The sequence below is a fragment of the Pseudomonas sp. PSKL.D1 genome, assembly GCF_028898945.1.
Taxonomy (GTDB): domain Bacteria; phylum Pseudomonadota; class Gammaproteobacteria; order Pseudomonadales; family Pseudomonadaceae; genus Aquipseudomonas.
In genome coordinates this window covers 1,204,236-1,227,288 of the sequence record NZ_CP118607.1, presented here as the reverse complement: position 1 = coordinate 1,227,288, position 23,053 = coordinate 1,204,236, and the positions used below count along the sequence as shown (strand labels likewise).

Here is a 23,053-nt window from a genome sequence, read left to right as displayed (position 1 = left end):
AGCTTGAAAGTCGGTGACGAAATCTGACGAAAACCACCAGCTTTGGCTCTTTGGGGGGTGAGAGAAGATAGTCATCAAAACCCTTTTTACGCAGCTTCATCTGAAGTGAGCGGTTCAAGGAGTTCCGAGGCCTAACGCTTCGCCCATCCCCGGGTCGCTCAGCGAAGACCAGTTTTGCAACAACTGAATTGATAACAATAACTCGCAGGTTTCAGTTAGCGGCCACCAAAGGCTGTGTCCTTACTCAGCTTTTTAATCGTACGTGCCAGATGATGGATCAGGTCGCGTGTATTGGATGACAATTTCCGCGACTTGCGCACGACAATCTGAATGTCGGTGCTGTTCATTTCTTCGCTTGCGATAGGAACTGCAGTAACTGTCCCTGCTTGCAATTCTGGAGCAACCGTCAGCTCCGCCAGCAGTGTTACCGCAAGGTTGCTGCGGACACAATCTAGGATGACCTGCAGCGAGTTCGAGGTGATGCTCGGCGTTATTGAGAACGGCTTTCCCTTGCCTGCTTTATCGGCCAATTCCCTGACACGAAATTTTGGCCCTGGTAGGACGACTGAAGCACTCGCGAGGTCCTCCAGTGTTACGTAGGCTTTGTGAGCAAGTGGAGAATTGGGGTTGACGATGGCTCGCAAGGGTTGCTCAAAACGATAGAGCGACCGCAAGCCACCAGTCTGTTGCGGAGAAAAGACCACTCCTATATGAGCCTGATCTTCTAGGATCATACGTTGCACCTCGAAGGACGGCGCGGTAATGAATTCCGTGCGCGCATCTGGGTGACTTTGAAAGAACCCCTCCAGCTCGCCTATTGCCCGTGCGCCAAGCAAACCCTCTCCCACAGCAATGACTGTGGTGCCCAGGAAACGGCCGCGCAGGTCATCCAGGCGGCTCAATAGCGCCTCGAACTGCTCGGCGCGTGCATGGTAATAGGCAATGGCGGCCTGTCCCGCTTCGGTCAAGCGAATCCGGTGGGTGCCTTGTTCTACCAAGTCGATATCTAGTTCGGCTTCAAGCTTGCCGATCTGTCGACTGACTGACGACGCCGCAAGCCCAAGCTCATCGGCGGCAGCACGCATGGAGCCCAGTTGATAACTGAGATACAGATATTTGAGCCGCTGGTCCTGAAGATCCAGGTGAGCTCCTTGGGAATTGGTAATCACGGTAGGCACTCTTCGCCAATCTGAATGTTGGCTGTGGTTGGAACTGCTGCATTCACGCAAATACCAGGCCAGCCGCCGGCACCGGTCTTCCGGTGGGGTCAGGAACGAAGTTCGCTAACGGGTCGATCTAGCGCCGGCCCCATCATGCCCCTGTCTTGCGCACGATTTCACGTTTCGCATCATAAAGGTGCAAAAAGCCAAAAAGTGTGTTGCACAAAACGCATCATGTTAGGCGCCACCTGTCATTGAGCGGATCGACACTGGATAACCATCATGTGTCCATACCGGACAGATCGAGTTGCCATGATGATTGATCCAACGCCCGAACACGAATCAAGCAAGCTCCTGATCGAACGCCTCAACAAGCTCGAGTCGGCCCAGGGAGTCCGTCAGACCATTGCGCGATACATGCAGCTTTGCGATGTGCCAGCTCCATTTGGAACCTCTCTCGCACTACAAGCGTTGTTTACCGACGATGCCATCTGGGAAGGCGTAGGTAGTAAGTACGCACAAAAATTCGGTCGACTGGTTGGCAGTACATCAATCGCCGCCATGCTTGCCTCCTACCTGCCACCCTCACCGCACTTTGTTTTCAACGCTCACTTCTTGACCTCCGAAGACATCAAGTCTGACGTGGTAAGTGCCAATGGCCAGTGGCTGATGCAACAAGTGTCAAGCTACGAGGATGGGCGCAGCGAACTGATTGTTGCTCGCCTGAACATCGACTTCGCCCTTGTCGACGATCACTGGAAGATCAGTCATTTCCGCACGGAGCGCCTGGCAGAGTTTCCACTGGGCGCAAGCGTCCCAACTGCGGAGAAGAACTAATGAAGGGTGTATTTGTAGAGCGTTTCGAACTGGGTGGTGAAGGTCCGAGCATTGGCATCAAAGACTGTATCGATATTGCCCAGCATGTAACGTTCGCAGGCAGTCGGGCATTGGCTGAGCAACCGCCAGCCGCCGAACATGCGACAGTGGTACAGGCGCTTCTGGATAACGGCTGGTACATCGTCGGTAAGCTCACCATGCACGAACTTGCGTTCGGCATGAGCGGGATCAACGAATGGTCGGGCACCCCGCTCAACCCGCAAGATCCAACCCTGATTACCGGTGGATCTTCCAGCGGCAGTGCTGTCGCAGTAGGTGCAGGCCTTATGGATGCTGCACTGGGCACCGATACCGGTGGCTCCATCCGGCTACCAGCAGCGTGTTGCGCCGTGCATGGTTTCAAACCGACGTTCGGCAGAGTAAGCCGCAAAGGGCTGCATCCGGCCGAGAGTTCGCTGGATTGCGTTGGGCCGTTTGCCCGAGACATGAATACCCTGATTCGGGTCATGCAAGCGTTGGACAGCAGTTTTAAGTCTGAAGCAGCTCCCGAAAGCCCGCGTATTGCACTTGTGCGCACTGACAGTGATGCGCCCATCGTCGAGGCATTGACCCAGGTACTCAAGAAAACCGGGTGGCAGGTTGAGATTGTCGAACTGCCCTTGATGCGCGAAGCGTTCCAGGCCGCCGTCGATGTCATATCAGCAGAAACCTGGGCGGCATTCGGCCATTTTACCGAACGCGGTTTGTTGGGTGCCGACGTTGAAGCGCGTTTGCTTCAGGCAAAGCAAACATCTAGCCAGGCCTTGGCCCACGCCGAGGAGATACGCCAACGGTTCCAATCGCACGTCGAGTCGACCCTCACGCAATTCGACGCCCTTGTGATGCCGACCCTGCCTCGCCTGCCTCCGTCGGTCGAGCGCGTGCGCAACGGCGAGCCCTTACTTGAACTCAGCGCCTTGGTGCGTCCCTTCAATCTCAGTGGCCACCCAGCACTTTCGATGCCACTGCCGCTGCCTGGTACTCGGCTGAAGGCAGGCCTGCAAGTCATTGGCGCCCTTGGCGATGACGCCAAGGTCTGCGCGGTAGGCAAAGCACTCAGCCAATACCTGTGACACAGGGCTTAACCCAAATTCAAAAAAAGAGGTAACCACCGTGACCAACCTGATAGAAACCGTGACCCTGGAGAGCTCACCTGCCGAGCTCGTACAGGCCGATCGCGTCCACACCTCGCTCTATACCGACAGCAAGCTGTTCGACCAGGAAATGGACAAGATTTTCTACCGCACCTGGGTGTGGGTTGCCCACGAAAGTGAGATTCCTGAGGCCGGCAGCTACAAGAGCACCTACGTGGGCAAGCAGCCGGTCATCGTTGTGCGCGATCGCAAGCAAGCCATTCATGTGCTGCTCAACCGCTGCCGCCACCGGGGTGCCACCGTGTGCGAGCACAAAAAAGGCAAAACCAACAGCTTCGTCTGCCCATACCACGGCTGGGGTTACGCACTGGACGGTTCGCTGCGCGGCGTTCCACACCCGGACAGCTACGGTGACTGCCTGGACAAAAGCGAACTGCCCCTCGTCAGCCTGCGTACCGAACGCTATGCGGGGATGATTTTCGCGACATTCAATGACGATATTGAACCGCTGGTGGACTTCCTGGGGCCAGCGAAGAAATGGATGGATCTGTTCATGAAGCAGGGGGCTGGCTACGGCATCAAAGTGCCGGGCGAACACCGCTTCCGCTTCCCCGGTAACTGGAAGATTCAGCTGGAAAACACCACGGATGCTTACCACTTCCCACTGGTGCACAAGTCGTTCCTGCACTCGGTCGACCAGCAGACCATGGACATGCTCGACTTCGTCGATGGGGCCGGATACGTCGAGGACTTGGGTAACGGTCACAGTGTCATGGTCATGATCCCGGAACTGATCGACCTAGACGCGGATCTTGAGGCGCCCATCCCCACGCGCTTCGAGGAACTGGCTCAGCAACTTCGCGAAGAGGGCATCGATGAACTGCAAGTGCGTCGTATCGTCCGCGCCGTTGGCGGAACAGGTTTCAACCTCAATCTATTCCCCAACGTAGCCTGTTCGATGGCGTTCTTCCGGGTTCTGCAACCTATTTCGGTCAACGAAACCGAGATCCATCACTCGGTGATCACCATGGATGGGGGCCCAGCAGTGGCCAACCAGTACCGCCTGCGCCTACACGAACACTTCCAAGGGCCGATGGGCTTTGGTACGCCGGACGATTCCGAAGCGTGGGAACGGGTGCAGAAAGGTGCGAACGCCGGTGAAGACCTCTGGATCATGCTCAATCGGGGCCTGCCAGGTGAAAAGCCCAGCGAAGATGGCCTGATCAGCGACGTCTCCGCTGAGACCGGCATGCGCGCGGCCTATCAACAATGGAAAAAGATGATGTCGGCCTGACCGACGGAGTATGCACTGATGAATTTGCAATTGCTGCAGGCGGTAACCGCCTTTATCTGGCAGGAAGGCGACATGCTCGACCATGGCGAATACGACGCCTGGCTGGCTCTGTGGGAAAAGAACGGTACTTATATCATCCCGATCAATCCCGATGAGCAGGATTTCGAGAATACGTTGAACTACGCCTACGACGATGCGCACATGCGTGAAAAACGCGTACAGCGTTTGATCGGTGGCGAATCGATTTCCACCAGCCCGCAACCGCGCACGGTACGCCACTCCTCGCGTTTTCGTATTGTCTATGAAGACAGAGAGCACGTGACCGTGCGCTGCGCTCAGGACCTGCGCGAGTTCCGCAAGGACGTGCTCAAACATTACAGCGCCGACATCATTTATGAACTCCGGCGGCAGGCGGACACCTTTACGCTGCAACGAAAATTGATACGACTCATCAACTCTGACGACACCCTCGCTGGTATCGGCTACATCCTTTGACGTAACACTTACTACCATGCGACGGCCATTCAAGGCCGCATACAACAACCTTGACGTGCAACGCGGGTAATGCCAGATGACTGAACAACTACTGAAAGTAAAGGTGCACAAGCGCCAACTTCAAGGCGACGGTGTCGCTGTTATTGACCTTGTTTCTATCAACGGCATGCCCTTGCCCGCGTTTGACGCTGGTGCGCATGTTGATCTGCATATTGAGCCCGGCCTGGTGCGCCAATACTCACTGTGCAGCGCACCCGCCGATACGCAAGTGTATCGGCTTGGCATTCTCAAGGATCCTGCTTCCAGGGGTGGGTCGGTCAAAGTTCATGAAACCTTGATCGAAAATGCTGAAGTCACCATCAGCGTGCCGCGCAACCTGTTCCCACTCGCACCGGATGCGCAACGCTCCATTCTGGTGGGCGGCGGCATTGGCATTACCCCAATGATTGCCATGGCGTACAGTCTGCAGGCGCAGGGCAAATCCTTCGAGTTGCATTACTGCGCCCGCTCCCGTGGCCACTGCGCGTTTCTGGATGAACTGCAGAACGCAGTATTTGCGGGCAGCGTTTTCACCCATTTCGACGATGCGCCTGAAACCCGGTTGGACCTCGCCAGCGTGTTGGGCCAAGGTAACGACGGTGTTCATGTTTACACCTGTGGCCCAGCCGGATTTATGGACTGGGTCATTGCAACAGCCTCACAGCAGGGTTACAGCGACGACCATATTCACCGGGAGTTCTTCCAGGTCGAAGTGGACAACACCGGTGGTGCCTTCGAAGTGGTCGCAGCGGCCAGCGGCAAGACTGTGCAGGTCGCCGAAGGGCAAACCATCCTCGAAGCCCTGGGGACGGTGGGCATCAAGATCGAGGTGTCTTGCGAGCAAGGCGTATGCGGCACGTGCATGTGCGATGTACTCGAAGGCGAACCGGACCATCGCGATGTGTATTTCACTGATGAGGAGAAGCGCGCCAACGACCAGATTCTGGTGTGTTGCTCTCGGGCCAAATCCAAACGGCTGGTACTCGACATCTGAGTCTTTGGCCAATCGTTGAAGCCTGCGCTGTTCCCAGGTTTTCCTGCAGCACCTTATAACGACAACGCCACGGCAATACGACCGTGCGCGTGGCTTATGCCGCCCCACAATAAGCACCCACCAAAGTGCACGGCGTTTTGACTGCCAATTTTAATAATTATTCCACCTGCTCAAATAAATAGTGCTCGGCACGCCTGTTGAGGACGCCTCACATGTTTCAGCGAAAGGTGCTTGTGCGTGGAGTTCAGTGCATGGGGATCGTAGGCGCAGTATCTACGCCCTTGGTTGCACATGCAGACCTTATTGAAGATAGCCACTTCAAAGTGGATCTGCGGAACTTGTATTTGAACCGTAACTTTACCAAGAGCGATGCGCCGGTTTCACAGGTTGGTAACTGGTCGCAAGGCTTCGACCTTCAATTTACTTCTGGTTACACCCAAACCCCTGTGCAAGTCGGCCTTGATGTCGACGCCCAGTACGCATATGTCTTCGACTCCGACGGCAATGATGGATCACTGCCAATGAAAAACAACGGCGAGGCTGTGGATAACTACAGTCGGGCCGGCGCCACCCTGAAGTTGAGGTATTCCAAAACCGAACTAAAAATAGGTGACATGCGCCCCGAGTTACCGGTCGCCTGGCACGACCCGAGCCGCCAGCTTGACACCATTTACCAAGGTGCCGTGGTGGAGTCGAAGGAGATCGATGGTTTGACCCTGACCGGCGGTCGATTCTGGTCTGCTGTCACCCGCGAATCGTCCAACCACGAGCGCTTCTACAAGTACGGCACTCGTGACGATCTCGACAGTGAAGGCATGGACTTTGCTGGTGCAACCTACAACGTGACACCCCGCTTCCAGGCAAGTGTTTTCCATGCACTCGTTCATGACATCTACAAGCAGAACTACGTAGGGTTTGCCCATACTGCTGACTTGGGGGCAGGTTTCGCACTGCGCACTGATTTGCGCTACTTCGACAATGATGAAGCGGGCCAGGCCAAAGGCGGCGACATCGATAACCGCGCCGTTACAGGTGGATTCACGCTGACCAAAGGCGGACATAAAGCCTCCGTGACCTATCAGCGCATGCTGGGCGAAAGCATGTTCCCGACGCTGAACGGTGCAATCCCACAGTTCTACTTGATGAACTGGGCCAACCAACCGTTCATTCGACCTCAGGAGCGCTCCTGGGGAGTGGGGTACGCCTACGATTTCGCGCAATCCGGAATCCCTGGTCTGACCGCTTCTCTCCGCTACATCAAAGGCACCCAGATCGATCGTGGCCAGGGTCTTGCAGATGATGCTGAAAACGAACGAGGGATGGCTTTGAAATATGTTGTCCAGAGTGGGCCGCTTAAGGGACTCGGCCTCGAATGGAAAAACTGGATGGTCAAGCAACGCTACGGCAACGACTTCGATGAGAACCGCTTGATCACCACCTACACGTGGCAGGTCTGGTAAGCCAGCCTGCAGTCACAACGTATCTCCAGTCCATGAAGCGCAGCTTTACCGTTCAAGTAATGCGCTAGGAGCTAAAAATGTCCCAAGCTTCAGATAAACAATCCTCACTCGGGCGAATCGTTGTCGCCTCCGTCATTGGCAATGCACTCGAGTGGTATGACTTTTTCCTCTACGGCACTGCCGCGGCCCTGATCTTTGGGCCGCTGTTCTTCCCCGCTGGCACCGACCCCATCCTTGGCACTATGGGTGCTTTTGCTGGCTTTGCCGTTGGTTTTGTCGCGCGACCGTTGGGCGGCATCATTTTCGGCCATATCGGTGACCGAGACGGGAGGAAAAAGGCGCTGGTCATTACCCTGTCGATGATGGGCGTTGCGACGTTCCTCATTGGCTTGTTGCCAACCTTCCAGCAAGTGGGCTACCTGGCACCTGTATGTCTGGTCATCCTGCGGATCGTTCAAGGCATCGCCTCTGGCGGCGAATGGGGTGGTGGCGTACTGATGCTCAGCGAGAATGCCCCGGCCGATCGCACTGGTTTTTTTGCAGCTTTCAGCCAGTTGGGCGTATCCGCCGGCTTCGTGCTCTCGGCCGCAGCGTTCTATCTGGTGCAGATGCTGCCGACAGAAGACTTCATGAGCTGGGGCTGGCGTATTCCGTTCCTGGCTAGCGTGGTGATTTTTGGTGTGGGCGTCTACATTCGCCGTAACCTACCGGAAAGCCGCGAATTCGAACGTGATGTGAGTACCAAGGACGAAGCCAAACATCTGCCTGCTCTTCAGGTTCTGCGCGAACACCCCAAGGCGGTATTGCAAGCCATGGGCCTGCGTCTGGCAGAGAATGGAGGTGGCTACATCTTCCTGGCGTTTTCCATGGCGTATGCCAAGTTCACCGGGCTCAGCACCCAAGTGGTCCTCAGCGGCGTGATGGTGGCCATGATCATCGAAGCGTTCAGCATCCTATTCTGGGGCTGGTTGAGCGATATCATCGGGCGCCGCACCGTCTACGCGATCGGCTCGGTCAGCCTGATTGCATTTGCGTTCCCGTTTTTCTGGTTGATGGACACACACCAGCCGCTGCTGGTTTACCTCGCGCTTTGCCTGGGGCTGCCATTTAGCCATGGCGCAATGATCGGCACCCAACCGGCCATGATGGGCGAGTTGTTCCCGACGCATGTCCGCTACACCGGCCTAGCACTGGGACATGAAATCGCATCGATCTTCGCGGGTGGTTTCGCACCGCTAATTGCTACTGCGCTCTTTGCAGCCTACAAGGACGCGTGGCCAGTTGCAGTAATGCTGATGCTGTTCGGCGCAGTAACAACGCTCACCCTGTTGACGATTCGTCCTTCACAACCTGAGCTAGCTGGTAAGCCGGCTACCGCCTAAACCATTTAGTGTAGGACCGGCTCAAGTCATTTCTTGGGCCGGTCTGCGCACTTTGGCAGGAACTGATCTCTCCGGACATGCATGGCATGTTGAGTGTCTTGGGGGGCAGTCATGTGCCCACAACGGGGGCCGATTTGGTCAATCCTATCAGTGGGGCTTTCGAGAATGGCAACCCAAGGCTCTGAGCTGATACTCGTTCACCGCTCGGAACTGTGATTCTGCGATTTGACGAAGCCGCTCGATTTCTTCGGCGTGACAGCCAGAGGCCTGCGCCTCGTGGTACACAAATACGTGTAGGCATCGCACTCTATCGGCGGAACAAGAGAATCCGCGCCAAGGCCACTGCGTACATCGACTATCACTTGGATATGAGATTGGAGGCTTTAGGCACGGCCAGGATGAGCCTGCACCACCAAACTGGTCGCATTAATATCCAAAGTTTCGCATTTAATTCGAAAACCTACACCTGGCGGGCATCTACGCCCAATCAGTCGCACGTCGGTAATGACCCGATGATCCCAGGCGGTTTCACCATTTGATGAATCCTTTTGCATTCAAAGCAACGGGCAGCGATTTCGTCCAGTCGGCGTCAAAATGGTCACTTTCTGCATAGCACGGGTGGCAGCGACACGCATGGCCAAACGGGCCTGGCGCACGCGATCTGGAGTTGCTTCGGCCGGTAAAAAGCGTCCCTTCATGACGCCCTCATAAAGAATGACCTCCGTGAATTCCTTTCCCTTTGACTTGTGCATGGTCATGAGATGGAGACCCTTCCAGTCCTTGGTGACAGCTTGGAAGTGATCCTGAATAAGAGCATCTCGTACTAGCCTCTCTGCTCCTGGGTAACCCTCGGCTGAGCGCCACAATTCGCTCAAGCGGCTTCGAAGTAGGGATCCCTTCCCCAGCAAGCGCACATAGCGGCCATCGATACCTATCTGATTGAAGACCTGCTCGGTGCTTGAATCCAGCAGCTGGCGCGCGGCAATCCAGTCAAGCTGGGGGGCGCCAGTCAATTGCAGATCAAGACGCTGGACCGCGATGACCTGCGCGGCAGCAAGAACCCGCTTGTGCGGCACTCGACGAAGAGCTTGTCCACCGAACAACTGCTCTAGGGCGAGCACCAATTCCAAATGCGGTTTGCTGGGGGCCTTCTCGCCTTTCCTACCACGCAGGTGAGCACATAAATTTCTGAGCAGCCGTTCAGTAATGATCTCTGCAGTCGCGCCGCCCTCGAGAAGCGCGGCGATAGCCGTAGCAGAAAGCGCCGCAGCCTATTGGTCGAACGCTACCTCATGGGAAAGTCTCGGCAAATTATCCGAGTCACTCGACAGATACGCGGAAACCTCTGCCATGAAGCTCTTGCTGGGCACCAGAATTGCTAGCGACCAATCACGTTCGCCTCTGTTCAACCGTGCAATGGCGGTCAGAACGGCAAATTTGAAAGCCCGATGAAGCATCCCTTTGCGCGGCGCATAGGGTGTCACCGACACATGGGTGTAGGCTCTGCTCTTATTGGCTCCTGTCAGCAGATCGTTGCTGAACTGCACGATGTCGGTCCCTGTGCTCCGGTGATTTTCCATTCCAAAAGAAAAGGAGGCGGGGCGGTAGGCGTCTTCGAATTCTTGAATCCTGTTAGCACTAGCACCGCGGAATTCGTAGATTCGTTGTTCCGGGTCAGCCAAAGCCAGCACCTGGCTATGTCGAGTCAGCGCTCGAATGAAACGCCACTCATCCTCGTTCGTGTCCTGGAACTCGTCGAGTATGACAAGTGGATAGGTGTTGCCGTAGATGCGCTGCAGCGACTTGCTTCTCTCCAGCAACATGGCAGCATTGCCGGCGAACAGGTCGAAGTGCAACAGTCCCTCCTCCTCGAGCAGCCTGATTTTCTCCAAGGCTATCTGTTCTTCGCTCAATGTGGACAATCGGGCTGCAGCCTCTGGCGGAGGAAGCAGCGATAAGGGCCGACCGTTGCGGAGCAAGTAGCCATGGCTGCGTAGCAAATTCCACGTGAAGCCATGGTAGGTGTTGACCTCGAGCCGAGCCTGCTCGAGTTTCGGCAGCATTTTCCCAGCCTGTTCCGCAACCCTTGCGACCGTTGCTCTGGCGAAGCTCAGGAACAGCACCTGCTGATACTCTGTGAGGTCTAGTCGGCCTAGAAATGCTTCAGCTTTAAGCAATGCGACTGTGGTTTTCCCTGAGCCAGGCCCCCCCATCACAATCAGATGGCTGGGGGATTCGATAACATCCCGTCGAGACTGATCAAGCACCATCATCTGTTAAGGCCCGACCAAATCGAGAAGGTCATCATCCAGTTCTGGAGGTTCAGGCTCGGGCTTCTTGGGGACAATTGTGGCTGTAATGCTCTCGAGGGTACTGACAATGAATTCCGGCAGGTGGTGTCGGGTCATGGCGGTACAAAGCAAACTGGCAGCAGCACCATCGCCTTTCCAGCGCTTCAGCAGCACCCCTAGAATCACTACTACCTCATCCTTCGTGGCATCAGGGCCCGGGGCCTTGTCCTTTAAGTCTGAAGGCCAAGCACCGCTGTCGATCAAAGACGCTACCCAGCCACGCAAAACTTCCTCATCGGTTCCTTTGAGAACGACGTTCTCGAAACCTTTTTGAGGCGCCTGATAGGGGTAGTCAACCGACGCCTTGATAGCTTCGAGCTGCTCGGGTGACTGTTCGTCGAACACGGCGTAGACCTTCTTTCCGAGTCTGCGGTAATAAGCCCCCATCGGCGCGATCAGGGAATCTGTCGTCGCATCGATGATTGGAATGCCCAAGGCCTCAAGCGGCATGAATGACTCTGGCTCCTGCTGATGAAGCAGTCGAGCTACGGCGGGCCAAGCGTCGTATTCTGTCCGGCCTTCTGCAATCAGTACCCGACGTGCCAGAAGGGCCTCACAAACACGCAGCCGCATGTCCTGCCGGTACATTTTTGCTTTGATGCCCGGCGGTAGCCCTGCAGGCATGGCACTCAGTTCCCCATCGTTTCGGCTGATGACGATAACTTGCTCGGGTTCGAACTCTTCGAGCACGTAGGGCGAATGCGAGGTAAACAGCGCCTGGGCTGACTTGCTGCGCACGCCGTTGATGATGCGTTTCTGAATGTGCGGCGGGATTGCTATCTCAGGCTCCTCCATCGCAAAAATCACGTTTTGCTTCAGTTCCGCGATTAGCGACAGAAGTGCCAATACCATCATGTTAGGCTCTGTACGAAATCCCGAGAAACCCAATCGCCACCCTTCGGACGCTGAATTTCTGTAGGGTTCCCGGCCATCTACGGAAAGGAATTCTGTGATGGCAAAGCGTTACGAACTCTCGGATGAGGCTTGGACTGTGGTCGCCGATCTCTTCACAGAAACCCATTGCCGGGGGCGGCCCCGCCTGAGCGACCGTCTGATGCTCGATGGCGTGCTTTGGGTACTTTGTTCGGGTGCAGCGTGGCGAGATATGCCGGAACGCTTTGGCCCTTGGTCAACGGTGTATCAACGGTTCCGGGGCTGGCGAAACCAGGGCACATTCGATCAGATGCTCAAACGCTTGCACCTGAGACTGAATGAGCAAGGCTTGATTGATTTGCAAACCTGGATGATCGACTCAACCGCAGTACGCGCAACCCGAGCCTCTTCTGGCGCCGGGAAAAAAGGGGGCCTGACGAGCCTGCCGATCACGCTCTAGGCCGCAGTCGCGGTGGCCTGACAACCAAGATTCACATGCTCTGCGACGCCAACGGGACACCGTTGCGCTTCCTCCTCTCTGGCGGCCAAGCCAGTGACATCAGCTACGCGCAACCTCTGCTGGACGAAGTCAGCATTCCATCGAGCCAACGAGGCCGCCCGCGTAAACGCTGCAAGTGGTTGCTTGCCGACAAGGGCTACGACGCCGAAGCGCTGCGCCGCTACTGCGACCAATATCGAATGCAACCCGTCATTCCGATGCGTTCGATGAAGCGCAAGCCCAAGCCTGGCTTACCCAGGCTGTTTGACCGCCCCAAGTATCGACAGCGCAACATCATCGAACGCATGTTCGGCTGGCTGAAAGAGAACCGCCGGATCGTGACACGCTTCGACAAGCTCGCAAAAAGCTATGCCGCCATGGTCTCGCTGGCTTGTTCCATGCGATGTTTGCGACATCTCTTTTCGTACAGAGCCTAATAGTACCGGTGCCTTGGCTCTGGAATGGTGCTGCATGCGCTTCGCCATCACTGCGCTGAGCCCCGGTTGCCATGAAGACAGTTAACGCTTTCCGCAGAGACTCACGTGTCAGTTGCGTGACTCGCATTTGGGGATCGCTGCCGTCATCGCTGGGCATGTAGCCGCGGATTGAGGCCTGCACATTCGCCAGGATGTCGTTGATCCCAATCTCTGGATCAGCTGCAACCTGCAACTGTCGAAGCTCGACTAGGAGTCCTTCCCAGATCTTGAAGTTCTTGTCGTCCTGCAACCGCAAAATAATGTCCAGGAGCGAGCCACGCTCGAGGCTCAACGCACGACTGCCGGTTCGGATCGTGCGCAGGTACAGAAATCCACAGACACGCTTATCGGCCGTCCTGAAGAAATCGTAGGACCCATCCTGTTTCATCGGCGAGCAGAAGTACGTGGTGCCAGTGAAATCATCCTCATCAGCGTCGTAGTTGCCGACAAAAACGACGCGTAAACAGGCCTGAACCATCTGTTCGTCAGTACCCTCTGCTGGCGGGCCACCGAGCAGATCTCCCGTACCGTTATCCCACCACTCTATGTGATCCCGGAAGCGCATTTCCTGATCCAGGTTCAGATCAGTGATCACTGCTTCAATGGTGATGTTGACTGGCTGCCTCTGTGGATCGACATATTCCCCCGCATAAAAATCGTGCTCATCGATCACCGGCCGACGCGAGAGTCGCTCGGGGCCTAGGACGAGATCAATCGCCTCCAGCAGCGTAGACTTACCGATGTTGTTGTCACCGACGATAACGGCATGCTTGGGCAACAAGACATCCGCACGCTTAATACCCCGAAAATTCTCAATCTGTAGCCGTGCAACCCGCATATCCGTCCGCTCCCGATCCCATGTAAGCCTCAGATAGCAAGGCCAATAGCCATCAAACAGTAGTCGAGAAATGGGGCCGGTGCGTTTTTGGGGACTGCTTTACTACACGCGCGAGTTGCCATCCTCGCGCTGTTGACCGTAGGCTCCGATTGCAAAAAGCCATCAGTAGCCCAAATGGACCGGGAGGCGATCGAACATGCTAGGCGGCTGAAGAGCGCCATGCAGGCCGCGATTGATGCTGGGCTGATTCGAACTCGACAGCGGTTACTCGCAGTAGCCGCAAGCAACGACCTGAGCGTCACGCGAAACGGTCGTGACTACGCCGACTTCCTGTGTAAGAGCGGAAAGCGGCTCAGAGTCCGCTTCGGCTTCAAAGACCGCCCATCGCCAAACCCGGAGAAAAATTCGCGTCGAACGGAGACAGCCGACTACTGGATTTATTCGCTGACCGCGCAGAGCGATGACGGTATCCGTAAAGCGTTACGAACTCTCATATGAGGCCTGGACTCTGGTCGCCGATTTCTTCACGGAAACCCACGGCCTAGGGCGGCCCCGCTTGAGCGACCGCCTAATGCTTGATGGCGCGCTCTGGGTACTCTGTTAGGGCGCTGCGTGGCGAAATAAGCCCGAACGCTTCGGCCCTTCTCGACGGTGTATCAACGGTTGCGGGGTTGGCGAAACCAGGGGCGATTCACTTATAAATCGATTTCATGATTGTTTTGAAGCATGGAGGCGAGCCTTGGCACAATCTTTTTACCGCTTCTAGGCTTTCAATGCCTAAGACTTCACCTATGTAGCTGTACTTAATTCCATGTTTCGCCATTTTGCAGGCTAATGTTCGTCTACCAGATTGTGCAGTTACTCCCTGTGCTCCCGAGAGTTCAAACAGCCTAGTAATGAGCCTACTTAGTTGGTTGCAGCTATAGTAAGTTTGACCATCTCTTACCTTGACACTGATTTTCAAGGCAGCCCCGGTTCGGCCGGACACGAACAATGCAGAGTCTGGTTCTAGTCCTCGAAATGTTTTGTGTGATGTGGTGCCGTGATTGCGAATTGAACGCTCTGCTAAATGTGCGTCAATTGCAGAATTTGTTTTTGCATTTGCCCAGAAAAGTGGTCGGCTTCGGCCGTTGTAGGAAATCTTTTCTCTAACCTCAGATTCATGTAAAACCTCCCCGTTCGCAGCTAAATAATCTTTGATGGTCAGTCGTGCAATCTCAGTGATTGTTAGTCCACTTGAGAAGCAGGTTAAAACTAACGCGGCGTCTCGGTTACCGTTTTCATGGCTAATTGACTTTGCTAGATTCGCGGCGTGCGCGACTTGCGTATTGGTTAGGACGGAGGACTTAGAAAAATTGTTCAAGGGTAATTTACCTGTCGACTGCGAGGGTGAGCGCAATATGATGTTGCCGACATAGGTATGTCAATATTACGTGCTAGGATCAGCTACTTTAATGGTATGTCTTGACTTGTTATTGGGATAGGTTTTTCGTTTTGAATATGAAATATGTCCCCCAGTTGGATCGTGGTTCAACAATTTTGGAGGTTATGGGCGTTGGGCAGTTGGTTTTGTCGAGGAATAAAGAGGGGTTCGAAGCGGTATTTTACTGTCGTTCTGTAAAAGATTTGAAAGAAAAAGTCTGGTCTGGGTCCAGTATCTATGTGACGCTTCCAATTGACGCGATTCGTGTGCTCATTCCAGGATCACTATGGCAGAACGGGCGAAGAATCTCAGCACATACTTATGGGGGGCACTGGGTGGATCTCAGTAGCTATGACGTAACCTATGTGGACGCAGCCCATCATCTGCCACCTGAAGAGATGAATCAACGACTTCTTCGTGCCAAGTGTTCGAGAGCTGAGTTCCTATCCCATATAAATTATGTTCGATTTGAAAGTTACTTCGCTAGAATTCTCATCCCTTGTGCTGAACTGTTCAGGCATTATCTGTGTCCTTCAAAGACGTATGCGAACTTTGTACTAACCTCTGAGTTTCAGTCATGGCTACCTCGCATGCATAGGGGGGGGGGTGGCCTTTTGATGCCGAGTGGTCGAAACAAGTTCAGCAAAAATGAGATTTCTGCTACGCAGCTACTTTCATTGTCTGTGAGGTCTGTTGCTTCAGGAGTGCTGCCATATAAAAACCTTCAGGTTACAAGTCTGAATAATAGCTTGATGCTTTCCAGAAAAAATATGTTGCTAAAATTTAAGATGCCATTTGGTAGTCGTGCTGAGCTTCGAATTACAGGGAAAACTATAAAGCCAAGCCGTAACGATAAGTGTCAACTACACTCACTAATTGTTGAAAAGATTCATGAGTCGACGCGTGTATTTTCCGTACAAAAAAGCCTTCAATCGGAGGGGCTATCGATATTGTGAACGCGTGGACGGAGCATAGGTCCCAGCTAAGTCACATTTTTCTCATTTAATTAGAGGAAATCTTCTTTAATGCTGTTTTTCTCATTTACTGGTGTGTCTTACACCTGGGCAACATTCGCTATCTGGTTGAGGGCATTCGCCCGGAAATCCGCCAGTACCTGCTGGAGGCCGACAGCGACGCTCTGCCCTTCTCCCGTGCCCAGCGTTCGCTCGTGTATGCCCGGGCCAAGAACGAAGCTTCGGACAAGCCTTTCGGCACACTGATTGACGTGTACGAGTCTGGCTTCGAATTCATTGGCCACTCCATGCGCCCCGCGCCGCTGGCCGACCCTTCAAGCTTCAGGGTCATCATCGGCGGCCCGCAATGCAGCCAACCTTATTCGGCGTCGATCTTCAACATTTCGGCCATGAGCTTCGGTTCACTCAGCGCCAATGCCATCCGCGCGCTGAACCAGGGTGCCAAGTTGGGGAACTTCCATCACGACACCGGCGAAGGCAGCATCAGCCCCTATCACCGGGAGCATGGTGGCGATCTGGTCTGGGAGCTGGGCAGTGGCTACTTCGGCTGCCGCACCGCGGACGGGCGCTTCGACCCGGAACGCTTCGCCGCCCAGGCCCTCAGCCCACAGGTACGAATGATCGAAATCAAGATGAGCCAAGGCGCCAAACCGGGGCACGGCGGCATTTTGCCCAAGCATAAGGTGACCCAGGAAATTGCCGAAACCCGTGGCGTGCTGATGGGCGAAGACTGCATATCTCCATCACGCCACAGCGCCTTTTCCACGCCCATCGAAATGATGCAGTTCATTGCCCAATTGCGTGAGCTTTCGGGAGGCAAGCCGGTGGGCTTCAAGTTCTGCCTGGGCCACCCTTGGGAGTTCATGGGCATTGCCAAAGCCATGCTGGAGACCGGCATCTTGCCCGACTTCATCGTGGTGGACGGCAAGGAAGGCGGCACGGGGGCTGCGCCAGTGGAGTTCACCGATCATATCGGCGTACCGCTGCGCGAAGGTTTGCTGTTCGTGCACAACACGCTGGTCGGGTTGAACCTGCGCGACAAGATCAAGCTCGGCGCCAGCGGCAAGATCGTCAGCGCCTTCGACATCGCCAGCGTGCTGGCCATCGGTGCCGACTGGGCCAACTCGGCGCGTGGTTTCATGTTCGCCATCGGTTGCATCCAGTCGCAAAGTTGCCATACCAACAAATGCCCGACCGGGGTGGCCACCCAGGACCCGCTGCGCCAACGCGCACTGGTGGTGCCGGACAAGGCGCAACGGGTACTGAACTTCCACCACAACACGCTGCGCGCACTGGCAGAAATGCTGGCAGCAGCCGGGCTGGAGCACCCGGCGCAGCTGGAGGCCAAACACCTGGTGCGGCGCATTTCGGCCACTGAAATCAAACTGTTTTCGCAGATGCACGTATTCCTCAAGCCAGGCGAGTTGCTGACCGGCGAGGTAAACGGGCAGTTCTATTCGCGCATGTGGCAACTGGCCCGGGCCGACAGTTTCGAGCCGCACAGTGAGGTGGCGGCCTGAAAGGGCCTTTAGCAGGGGCGTGCTTGCCCCTGCTTTGCCGCTCCTACAAATTTTTCACCTCTTCCCGTCAGCGTCTAAGCTTCAGACAAGCAAGACGAAATAACCTGGCCGGATAGATGACTATGGGCGCACTGTGGCAATCGGAACCAACCAGAACGGAAGCACCCGAATCACCTCTGGCCGAGACGCCACAGCCAAAGTCCCCCCGTCAGCGTCGGCTATGGTGGCGTCTGATCCTGCTGATCTTGCTGGTGGCGATTGTTGCGGTGGGTTATGCCGCCTATGAAGAGTTTCGCACCTCCGAAATTCAATCGCGCGAGTTCAGCAAGCTGGCTACCACTCTCACCTATTCGCTGCAGCCTGGGCCCAGCGATGCCATCGTGTACCCGGGTGAAGGGCCATTCGACAAACGCTTGGGTTATAGCGCCTTGGGGGAGTTTCTGCCGCGATTGCTCAAGCGCGACTACCTGATCAGCGAGCAGGTGAAGTTTTCGCCGGCCCTCATGAATTATGTCGACCATGGCCTGTTCGCACCCTATATCGAGAAGATTCAGGCCGGCCTGTCGATCACCGACTGCCGTGGCGACACGCTCTACCAGTACAACTACCCGCAGCACCTTTACCCGGACTTTGCGGCGATCCCGCCGGTAATGGTGAACAGCCTGCTGTTCATCGAAAACCGCGACTTGCTGGACCCGAAAGACCCGAAAAACAACCCGGCCGTCGACTGGCCGCGCTTCGCCAAGGCCGCCTACAGCCAAATAGCCAAATACCTCGCGCTGCCCGGCCAGTCCGCCGGTGGCAGCACCTTGGCCACGCAGTTGGAAAAGTACCGTCACTCGCCTGACGGCCTGACCGTTTCAGGTGCCGAAAAAATTCGCCAGATGATTTCTGCCAGCGTGCGCGCCTATCAGGGCGGCGCGGATACGACCGAGGCGCGTCAACGCATCGTGCGCGACTACCTCAACAGCGTGCCGCTGTCGGCCGTCCCGGGGCACGGTGAGGTGCATGGCATGGCTGAAGGCCTGCGCGTGTGGTACGGCGCTGATTTCGACCAGGTCAACCAGGCGCTGACGTCGACCGCAACCGACCCTGAAAGCATGGCGGTGCGCGGCCTGGCCCTGCGCCAGGTGCTGTCGCTGATGATCGCCCAGCGCAGGCCTTCGCATTACCTGTCCAAAGGCCGGGTCGAACTGGCCGAACTGACCGACTCGCACATTCGTGTGCTCGCCGCCAATGGCATCGTCGACGCTCCACTGGCAGAAGCGGCACTCGCCAGCAAGGCCGTGTACCGCGACTGGGTAGCGCAACCGACCATCGTGCCCATCATCACCAACAAAGGCATCAGCCTGGCGCGCAACCGCATGGCGGCCATGCTCAACCGCCCGCTGTATGACCTGGATCGCCTCGACGTCTCGGCCACCAGCACCTTGCAGGCCGACTTGCAGATGCAAGTGAGTCAGTACTTGAAAAACCTGTCCGACCCGGAATTTGCGGCACAGATCGGTCTGATCGGTGAGCGGTTACTGACCAGCAAAACCACCGACCAGGTGCGCTACAGCTTCACGCTGTTCGAGCGCACCGCAGACGGCTCGCGGGTGCGGGTGCAAACCGACAGCACTGACCAACCCTTCGATATCAACGAAGGCAGCAAGCTGGAACTGGGCTCCACCGCCAAATTGCGGGTGCTGACCACCTACCTGGAAATCATTGCCGAACTGCACGACAAATACGCTGGCAAACCCGCCGCGGAACTGAAGAAAGTCGAAGTCGCCGAGCTGGACCGCATCACCCAATGGTCGCTGGAGTGGCTGGCACTGAACAGCAAGAACCAGAGCCTGGATGCCATGCTCGATGCCGCGCTGGAGCGCAAGTATTCGGCCAATACCGGCGAGGCCTTTTTCACCGGCGGTGGCATGCATGTGTTCAACAACTTCCGCAAGGAAGACAACAGCCGCAACCCTACGCTCAAGGAAGCGCTGCGCGAATCGATCAACCTGCCCTTCATCCGCCTGATGCGCGACCTGGTGCGCTATGTCACCTACCAGCAGCCATTCAACCGGGTACCACTGCTCAAGGACGATGCCGACCCTCGTCGCCAGGAGTACCTGGCGCGCTTTGCCGACAAGGAAGGCACCAACTACCTGATGCGCTTCTGGAAGAAGTACCAGCGCAAGACTTCACAACAGCGCCTGGACACCTTCCTGGACAGCATGCGCGTGACCCCGCAGCGCTTGGCTGCTGTACACCGATACCTGTTCCCGGAGGCAGGCCAGGAGACGTTCAACGCCTTCGTCCGTGCGCACAGCAAAGCGGACAAGATTGCCTTGGGCAAGCTGACTGATGGCCGCCTTGCCGAAATGTACGAAGCCTATGGCCCTGGCAAATACGACCTGCCCGACCAGGGGTTCATCGCCAAAGTGCACCCACTGGACCTCTGGCTGCTCGGTTACCTGCTCAAGCACCCCAGCGCCACGCTGACCGAAATGGTCAACGCCAGCCGCTTCGAGCGCCAGGAAGTGTATGGCTGGCTGTTCAAGAGCCGTCACCAAGGCGCGCGTGACAGCCGCATTCGTACCATGGTCGAGATCGAAGCCTTCCTCGACATTCACCAACGCTGGAAGCGTGTAGGCTACCCGTTCGACCACCTGGTACCTTCGCTGGCCACCGCCATCGGCAGCTCGGGCGATCGCCCGGCGGCACTGTCCGAGCTGGTCGGGATCATCCAGAACGATGGCGTGCGCCTGCCCACGCTTCGCATCGACACCCTGCACTTCGCTGCCAACACCCCGTACGAAACCAAGTTGGTCAGCGACCCTGACCGCGGGGTGCGCATCCTCCCGGTGGAGGTGGCGCGGGCGCTCAAAGGCGCCATGTCGCAGGTGGTCGACGCCGGGACGGCGCGGCGCATTTCCGGCAGCTTCAAGCTGCACGATGGCACCCCACTGGTGATGGGTGGCAAGACCGGTACCGGTGACAACCGTATCGAAAGCTTCGGGGCCGGGGGCCGGCTGATCGGCTCCCGCTCGCTGAACCGCACCGCCACGTTCGTCTTCTTCCTGGGCGACAACCACTTCGGCACGCTCACGGCGTTTGTGCCGGGGCGTTCTGCCGAGGCCTTCAAGTTCACATCAGCGTTACCGGTGCAGGTGCTCAAGGGCATGGCGCCGATCCTCATGCCCTACCTGGAACCGGGCAATCCAAACGCCTGCAAAGCGCCCGAAGTAGCGATGCATGGGAGTGATGCATCGAAAACATAGATGAGAATCATCCGCATTTTAAGGCTTGTCTTTAGATATATCTTGAGTAATATCTTGCGATATATCGAAACAGATGGAGCCTTGAAATCATGCGCGACCATAGCGCCCATGACTTGTTCGAACGCCGCCCTGGACGGGGTGAACGAGGCCCCCGGGTCTTCGCCCCTGGTGACCTCAAACTGCTGATGCTGTCGATGCTCGCGGAGCAACCGGGCCACGGTTACGACCTGATCCGCCAGATCGAAAACCTGTTCGACGGCAGCTACACACCAAGCCCCGGTGTGATCTACCCCACCCTGAATTTTCTTGAAGAAGCCGAACTGATCGGCGGGCAGGTGCAGGGCAGCAAGCGCCTGTATGCCATCACCGAAGCAGGCCGTAATGCCCTGGCTGACCAGGCCGTCGCTCTGGATGGCATGCGCCTGCGCATAGAAGTCAGCAAGCGCGCCCTGCGCGGCCACGACCGCCCGCCCGAAATCCACGAAGCGGTCGGCAACCTGCGCCATGCCCTGCACATGCACAGTGGCCGCTGGACGCCGGAAGAAATCGAGCGGGTGCGCACCCTGCTCAACGACACAGCCAAGGCCATCGCCGCTGTGCCTGCCACGGAGAATTCCCATGACTGACACCATTCACCGCGTTAATCACGAAATCCGCCAGCGCCGCCTGCAGGTGCTGAAAGTGACCGACCTCACCCCCCGCATGCGCCGCATCACCTTGGGTGGTGAAGAGCTGCAAGGTTTCACCAGCCTGGGCAGCGATGACCATATCAAGTTGCTGTTTGCCGAAAGCGCCGAGCAGCAGGCCGCCATTGACGCCCGCAACCTGGGCAGGGATGGCGGTGCACGGCCAACCATGCGCGAATACACGCCTCGGCGTATCGACCTGGTGGCCAATGAACTGGATATCGACTTTGTGTTGCATGGCGATGGCCCTGCCTCGACATGGGCAGCTCAGGCTGAGCCAGGGCACATACTGAACATCGCCGGGCCGAGGGCCTCGATGGTGGTTCCGCACATCTTCGAAAGCTACCTGCTGGTGGGTGACGAGACAGCGATTCCGGCAATTGGCCGGCGCCTTGAAGAGCTAGCAGCGGGCCGCAAGGTGCTGGCGGTGATCCAGATTGAAGATGACCACGAACGCCAGCCGCTGCCGAGCAAGGCGCAGGTCGAGATCATCTGGATCAAACGTGACGAGGACTTGCTGGCGCGGCTGCAGGCGTTGCCACTGCCAGACGGCAAGCTTTACAGCTGGGTAGCGCTCGAGAAATCGTTAACCCGACAAGCCAAAGCGCTGCTGCTGCACAGAGGGATAGCGGAAGATGCCCTCAAGGCGGCCGCTTACTGGCGTGCGGATGGGACTGCAGACGACGAGTGATTCATGGCGGCGGCCCTGCCCCCTAAGTGCGAGCGGGCCGGCGCAGGCGCCCCTACCACCGGTCCAGCCACAACAACACCAGACCAATCGCCCAGAACCCCGCCAACACGCCCAGGGCATTGAGCATCACCTGGTCATACCCCAAATTCGCCACATCGATGAACGGATAGGGATACACACCAATCTCGCTCCCCCGCCACAGGGCGTAGGCAAAATAGGCCGCCGGGTAAGCCGTCCACAGCCCAAGATGCCATAGCCGCAATGCCCCCTTGGGCACTTCGAACCACCAATACAAAACGTACAGCAGCGGCATCACATCATGCAGCAGCTCATCCGCCAGCCATTGCCAGCCCTGCGGTTGCCACAGGTGCCGCAGCAACACGCTATAGGCCAGTGCCACTAGCACGATGCTCGCGCACACTGCCGAACTCACCGACGGCGACAGGAACCACCGTTTGGCGGTGCCCTCACGGCCAAAGGCCGCGTAACTCAGCACAGTCGCCACCAGGGTATTGCTCAGCACCGTGAAGTAGCTGAACACAGTGATCAGCCCACCCATCAGGCTGGCCTGCTCCTGCCAACGCGCCACCAGCACCAAGTCAATCTGCACAGTCAGGCCCAGCCAGCCGAGCATGGCGGCCAGGGTCAACCACGGGCGGCGCAGCATC

The 23,053-nt window shown here is 56.7% G+C and carries 17 protein-coding genes and 3 pseudogenes; 13 read left to right on the top strand and 7 right to left on the bottom strand.

From position 1 onward, the window contains the following. Positions 1 to 215 precede the first annotated feature (215 nt). On the bottom strand, positions 216 to 1,169 hold the full coding sequence (locus PVV54_RS05405; protein WP_274908950.1) for a LysR family transcriptional regulator: 954 nt from the start codon (positions 1,167 to 1,169) through the stop codon (positions 216 to 218). 303 nt (positions 1,170 to 1,472) lie between these two features. Between PVV54_RS05405 and PVV54_RS05400 the strand changes: the two genes are divergently transcribed. From PVV54_RS05400 to PVV54_RS05370, 7 genes are all read left to right on the top strand, one after another. Continuing rightward, entirely contained in the window at positions 1,473 to 1,997 is a 525-nt protein-coding gene (locus PVV54_RS05400; RefSeq protein WP_274908949.1) for a nuclear transport factor 2 family protein, read from the top strand. Further along, positions 1,997 to 3,109 (top strand): amidase, encoded by a 1,113-nt coding sequence (locus PVV54_RS05395; protein WP_274908948.1) that lies wholly within the window; start codon positions 1,997 to 1,999, stop codon positions 3,107 to 3,109. The genes PVV54_RS05400 and PVV54_RS05395 overlap by 1 nt, the downstream gene beginning before the upstream one ends. Positions 3,110 to 3,149: 40 nt before the next feature. Next, the gene (locus PVV54_RS05390) at positions 3,150 to 4,424 is read left to right on the top strand and encodes an aromatic ring-hydroxylating oxygenase subunit alpha (protein WP_274908947.1); all 1,275 of its coding nucleotides are present in this window, start codon (positions 3,150 to 3,152) and stop codon (positions 4,422 to 4,424) included. Positions 4,425 to 4,442: 18 nt separating this feature from the next. Further along, positions 4,443 to 4,919, top strand: coding sequence for an aromatic-ring-hydroxylating dioxygenase subunit beta (locus tag PVV54_RS05385; protein WP_274908946.1), 477 nt, complete (start codon positions 4,443 to 4,445; stop codon positions 4,917 to 4,919). Positions 4,920 to 4,995: 76 nt separating this feature from the next. Continuing rightward, on the top strand, positions 4,996 to 5,952 hold the full coding sequence (locus PVV54_RS05380) for a PDR/VanB family oxidoreductase (protein ID WP_274908945.1): 957 nt from the start codon (positions 4,996 to 4,998) through the stop codon (positions 5,950 to 5,952). 212 nt (positions 5,953 to 6,164) lie between these two features. Next, positions 6,165 to 7,412 carry an OprD family porin gene (locus PVV54_RS05375; protein ID WP_274908944.1) on the top strand — a complete coding sequence of 416 codons (1,248 nt, stop codon included), beginning with the start codon at positions 6,165 to 6,167 and terminating at the stop codon, positions 7,410 to 7,412. Between the two features lie 77 nt (positions 7,413 to 7,489). Next, positions 7,490 to 8,794 carry an MFS transporter gene (locus PVV54_RS05370; RefSeq protein ID WP_274908943.1) on the top strand — a complete coding sequence of 435 codons (1,305 nt, stop codon included), beginning with the start codon at positions 7,490 to 7,492 and terminating at the stop codon, positions 8,792 to 8,794. Between the two features lie 554 nt (positions 8,795 to 9,348). Here PVV54_RS05370 and PVV54_RS05365 read toward each other — a convergent pair. The 3 genes from PVV54_RS05365 to PVV54_RS05355 form a co-directional block, all read right to left on the bottom strand. Then, a complete protein-coding gene (locus tag PVV54_RS05365) occupies positions 9,349 to 9,915 on the bottom strand; it encodes a 3'-5' exonuclease (protein WP_274910390.1) in 567 nt (188 codons plus the stop codon). Between the two features lie 150 nt (positions 9,916 to 10,065). Continuing rightward, entirely contained in the window at positions 10,066 to 11,067 is a 1,002-nt protein-coding gene (locus tag PVV54_RS05360; RefSeq protein ID WP_274908942.1) for a UvrD-helicase domain-containing protein, read from the bottom strand. Positions 11,068 to 11,070: 3 nt separating this feature from the next. Beyond that, positions 11,071 to 12,000, bottom strand: coding sequence for an ATP-dependent nuclease (locus PVV54_RS05355; protein ID WP_274908941.1), 930 nt, complete (start codon positions 11,998 to 12,000; stop codon positions 11,071 to 11,073). 97 nt (positions 12,001 to 12,097) lie between these two features. Here PVV54_RS05355 and PVV54_RS05350 point away from each other — a divergent pair. Further along, positions 12,098 to 12,954, top strand: a protein-coding gene (locus tag PVV54_RS05350) for an IS5 family transposase (protein WP_274907383.1) whose coding sequence is annotated in 2 segments (ribosomal slippage) — positions 12,098 to 12,439 and positions 12,442 to 12,954 — 855 coding nt in all. Because the reading frame shifts where the segments join, the coding sequence is not laid out codon by codon here. A gap of 598 nt (positions 12,955 to 13,552) precedes the next feature. Here PVV54_RS05350 and PVV54_RS05345 read toward each other — a convergent pair. Continuing rightward, positions 13,553 to 13,831: pseudogene (locus tag PVV54_RS05345) on the bottom strand (ATP-dependent nuclease); the annotation flags it as partial. Positions 13,832 to 14,291: 460 nt separating this feature from the next. Here PVV54_RS05345 and PVV54_RS05340 point away from each other — a divergent pair. Next, positions 14,292 to 14,524: pseudogene (locus tag PVV54_RS05340) on the top strand (transposase); the annotation flags it as partial. Here PVV54_RS05340 and PVV54_RS05335 read toward each other — a convergent pair. Next, positions 14,523 to 15,194: a tyrosine-type recombinase/integrase gene (locus tag PVV54_RS05335; RefSeq protein WP_274908940.1), complete on the bottom strand. Its 672-nt coding sequence runs from the start codon at positions 15,192 to 15,194 to the stop codon at positions 14,523 to 14,525. The pseudogene PVV54_RS05340 and the gene PVV54_RS05335 overlap by 2 nt on opposite strands. Positions 15,195 to 16,314: 1,120 nt before the next feature. Here PVV54_RS05335 and PVV54_RS05330 point away from each other — a divergent pair. From PVV54_RS05330 to PVV54_RS05315, 4 genes and pseudogenes are all read left to right on the top strand, one after another. Next, a pseudogene (locus PVV54_RS05330) lies at positions 16,315 to 17,748 on the top strand (FMN-binding glutamate synthase family protein); the annotation flags it as partial. 122 nt (positions 17,749 to 17,870) lie between these two features. Beyond that, the gene (locus tag PVV54_RS05325) at positions 17,871 to 21,008 is read left to right on the top strand and encodes a transglycosylase domain-containing protein (RefSeq protein WP_274908939.1); all 3,138 of its coding nucleotides are present in this window, start codon (positions 17,871 to 17,873) and stop codon (positions 21,006 to 21,008) included. A gap of 89 nt (positions 21,009 to 21,097) precedes the next feature. Next, on the top strand, positions 21,098 to 21,634 hold the full coding sequence (locus PVV54_RS05320; RefSeq protein ID WP_274908938.1) for a PadR family transcriptional regulator: 537 nt from the start codon (positions 21,098 to 21,100) through the stop codon (positions 21,632 to 21,634). Next, a complete protein-coding gene (locus PVV54_RS05315; RefSeq protein WP_274908937.1) occupies positions 21,627 to 22,385 on the top strand; it encodes a siderophore-interacting protein in 759 nt (252 codons plus the stop codon). The genes PVV54_RS05320 and PVV54_RS05315 overlap by 8 nt, the downstream gene beginning before the upstream one ends. Before the next feature lie 52 nt (positions 22,386 to 22,437). On the opposite strand, the gene PVV54_RS05310 is transcribed toward PVV54_RS05315, so the two are convergent. After that, a complete protein-coding gene (locus tag PVV54_RS05310) occupies positions 22,438 to 23,052 on the bottom strand; it encodes a Pr6Pr family membrane protein (protein ID WP_274908936.1) in 615 nt (204 codons plus the stop codon). Position 23,053 lies beyond the last annotated feature (1 nt).

What these genes read in the sequence shown, in the direction of transcription:
- PVV54_RS05315 (WP_274908937.1), top strand. Translation starts at nt 21,627, where the DNA reads ATGACTGACACCATTCACCGCGTTAATCACGAAATCCGCCAGCGCCGC.
- PVV54_RS05400 (WP_274908949.1), top strand. Translation starts at nt 1,473, where the DNA reads ATGATGATTGATCCAACGCCCGAACACGAATCAAGCAAGCTCCTGATC.
- PVV54_RS05325 (WP_274908939.1), top strand. Translation starts at nt 17,871, where the DNA reads ATGGGCGCACTGTGGCAATCGGAACCAACCAGAACGGAAGCACCCGAA.
- PVV54_RS05375 (WP_274908944.1), top strand. Translation starts at nt 6,165, where the DNA reads ATGTTTCAGCGAAAGGTGCTTGTGCGTGGAGTTCAGTGCATGGGGATC.
- PVV54_RS05360 (WP_274908942.1), bottom strand. Translation starts at nt 11,067, where the DNA reads ATGATGGTGCTTGATCAGTCTCGACGGGATGTTATCGAATCCCCCAGC.
- PVV54_RS05320 (WP_274908938.1), top strand. Translation starts at nt 21,098, where the DNA reads ATGCGCGACCATAGCGCCCATGACTTGTTCGAACGCCGCCCTGGACGG.
- PVV54_RS05395 (WP_274908948.1), top strand. Translation starts at nt 1,997, where the DNA reads ATGAAGGGTGTATTTGTAGAGCGTTTCGAACTGGGTGGTGAAGGTCCG.
- PVV54_RS05355 (WP_274908941.1), bottom strand. Translation starts at nt 12,000, where the DNA reads ATGATGGTATTGGCACTTCTGTCGCTAATCGCGGAACTGAAGCAAAAC.
- PVV54_RS05310 (WP_274908936.1), bottom strand. Translation starts at nt 23,052, where the DNA reads ATGCTGCGCCGCCCGTGGTTGACCCTGGCCGCCATGCTCGGCTGGCTG.
- PVV54_RS05370 (WP_274908943.1), top strand. Translation starts at nt 7,490, where the DNA reads ATGTCCCAAGCTTCAGATAAACAATCCTCACTCGGGCGAATCGTTGTC.
- PVV54_RS05385 (WP_274908946.1), top strand. Translation starts at nt 4,443, where the DNA reads ATGAATTTGCAATTGCTGCAGGCGGTAACCGCCTTTATCTGGCAGGAA.
- PVV54_RS05380 (WP_274908945.1), top strand. Translation starts at nt 4,996, where the DNA reads ATGACTGAACAACTACTGAAAGTAAAGGTGCACAAGCGCCAACTTCAA.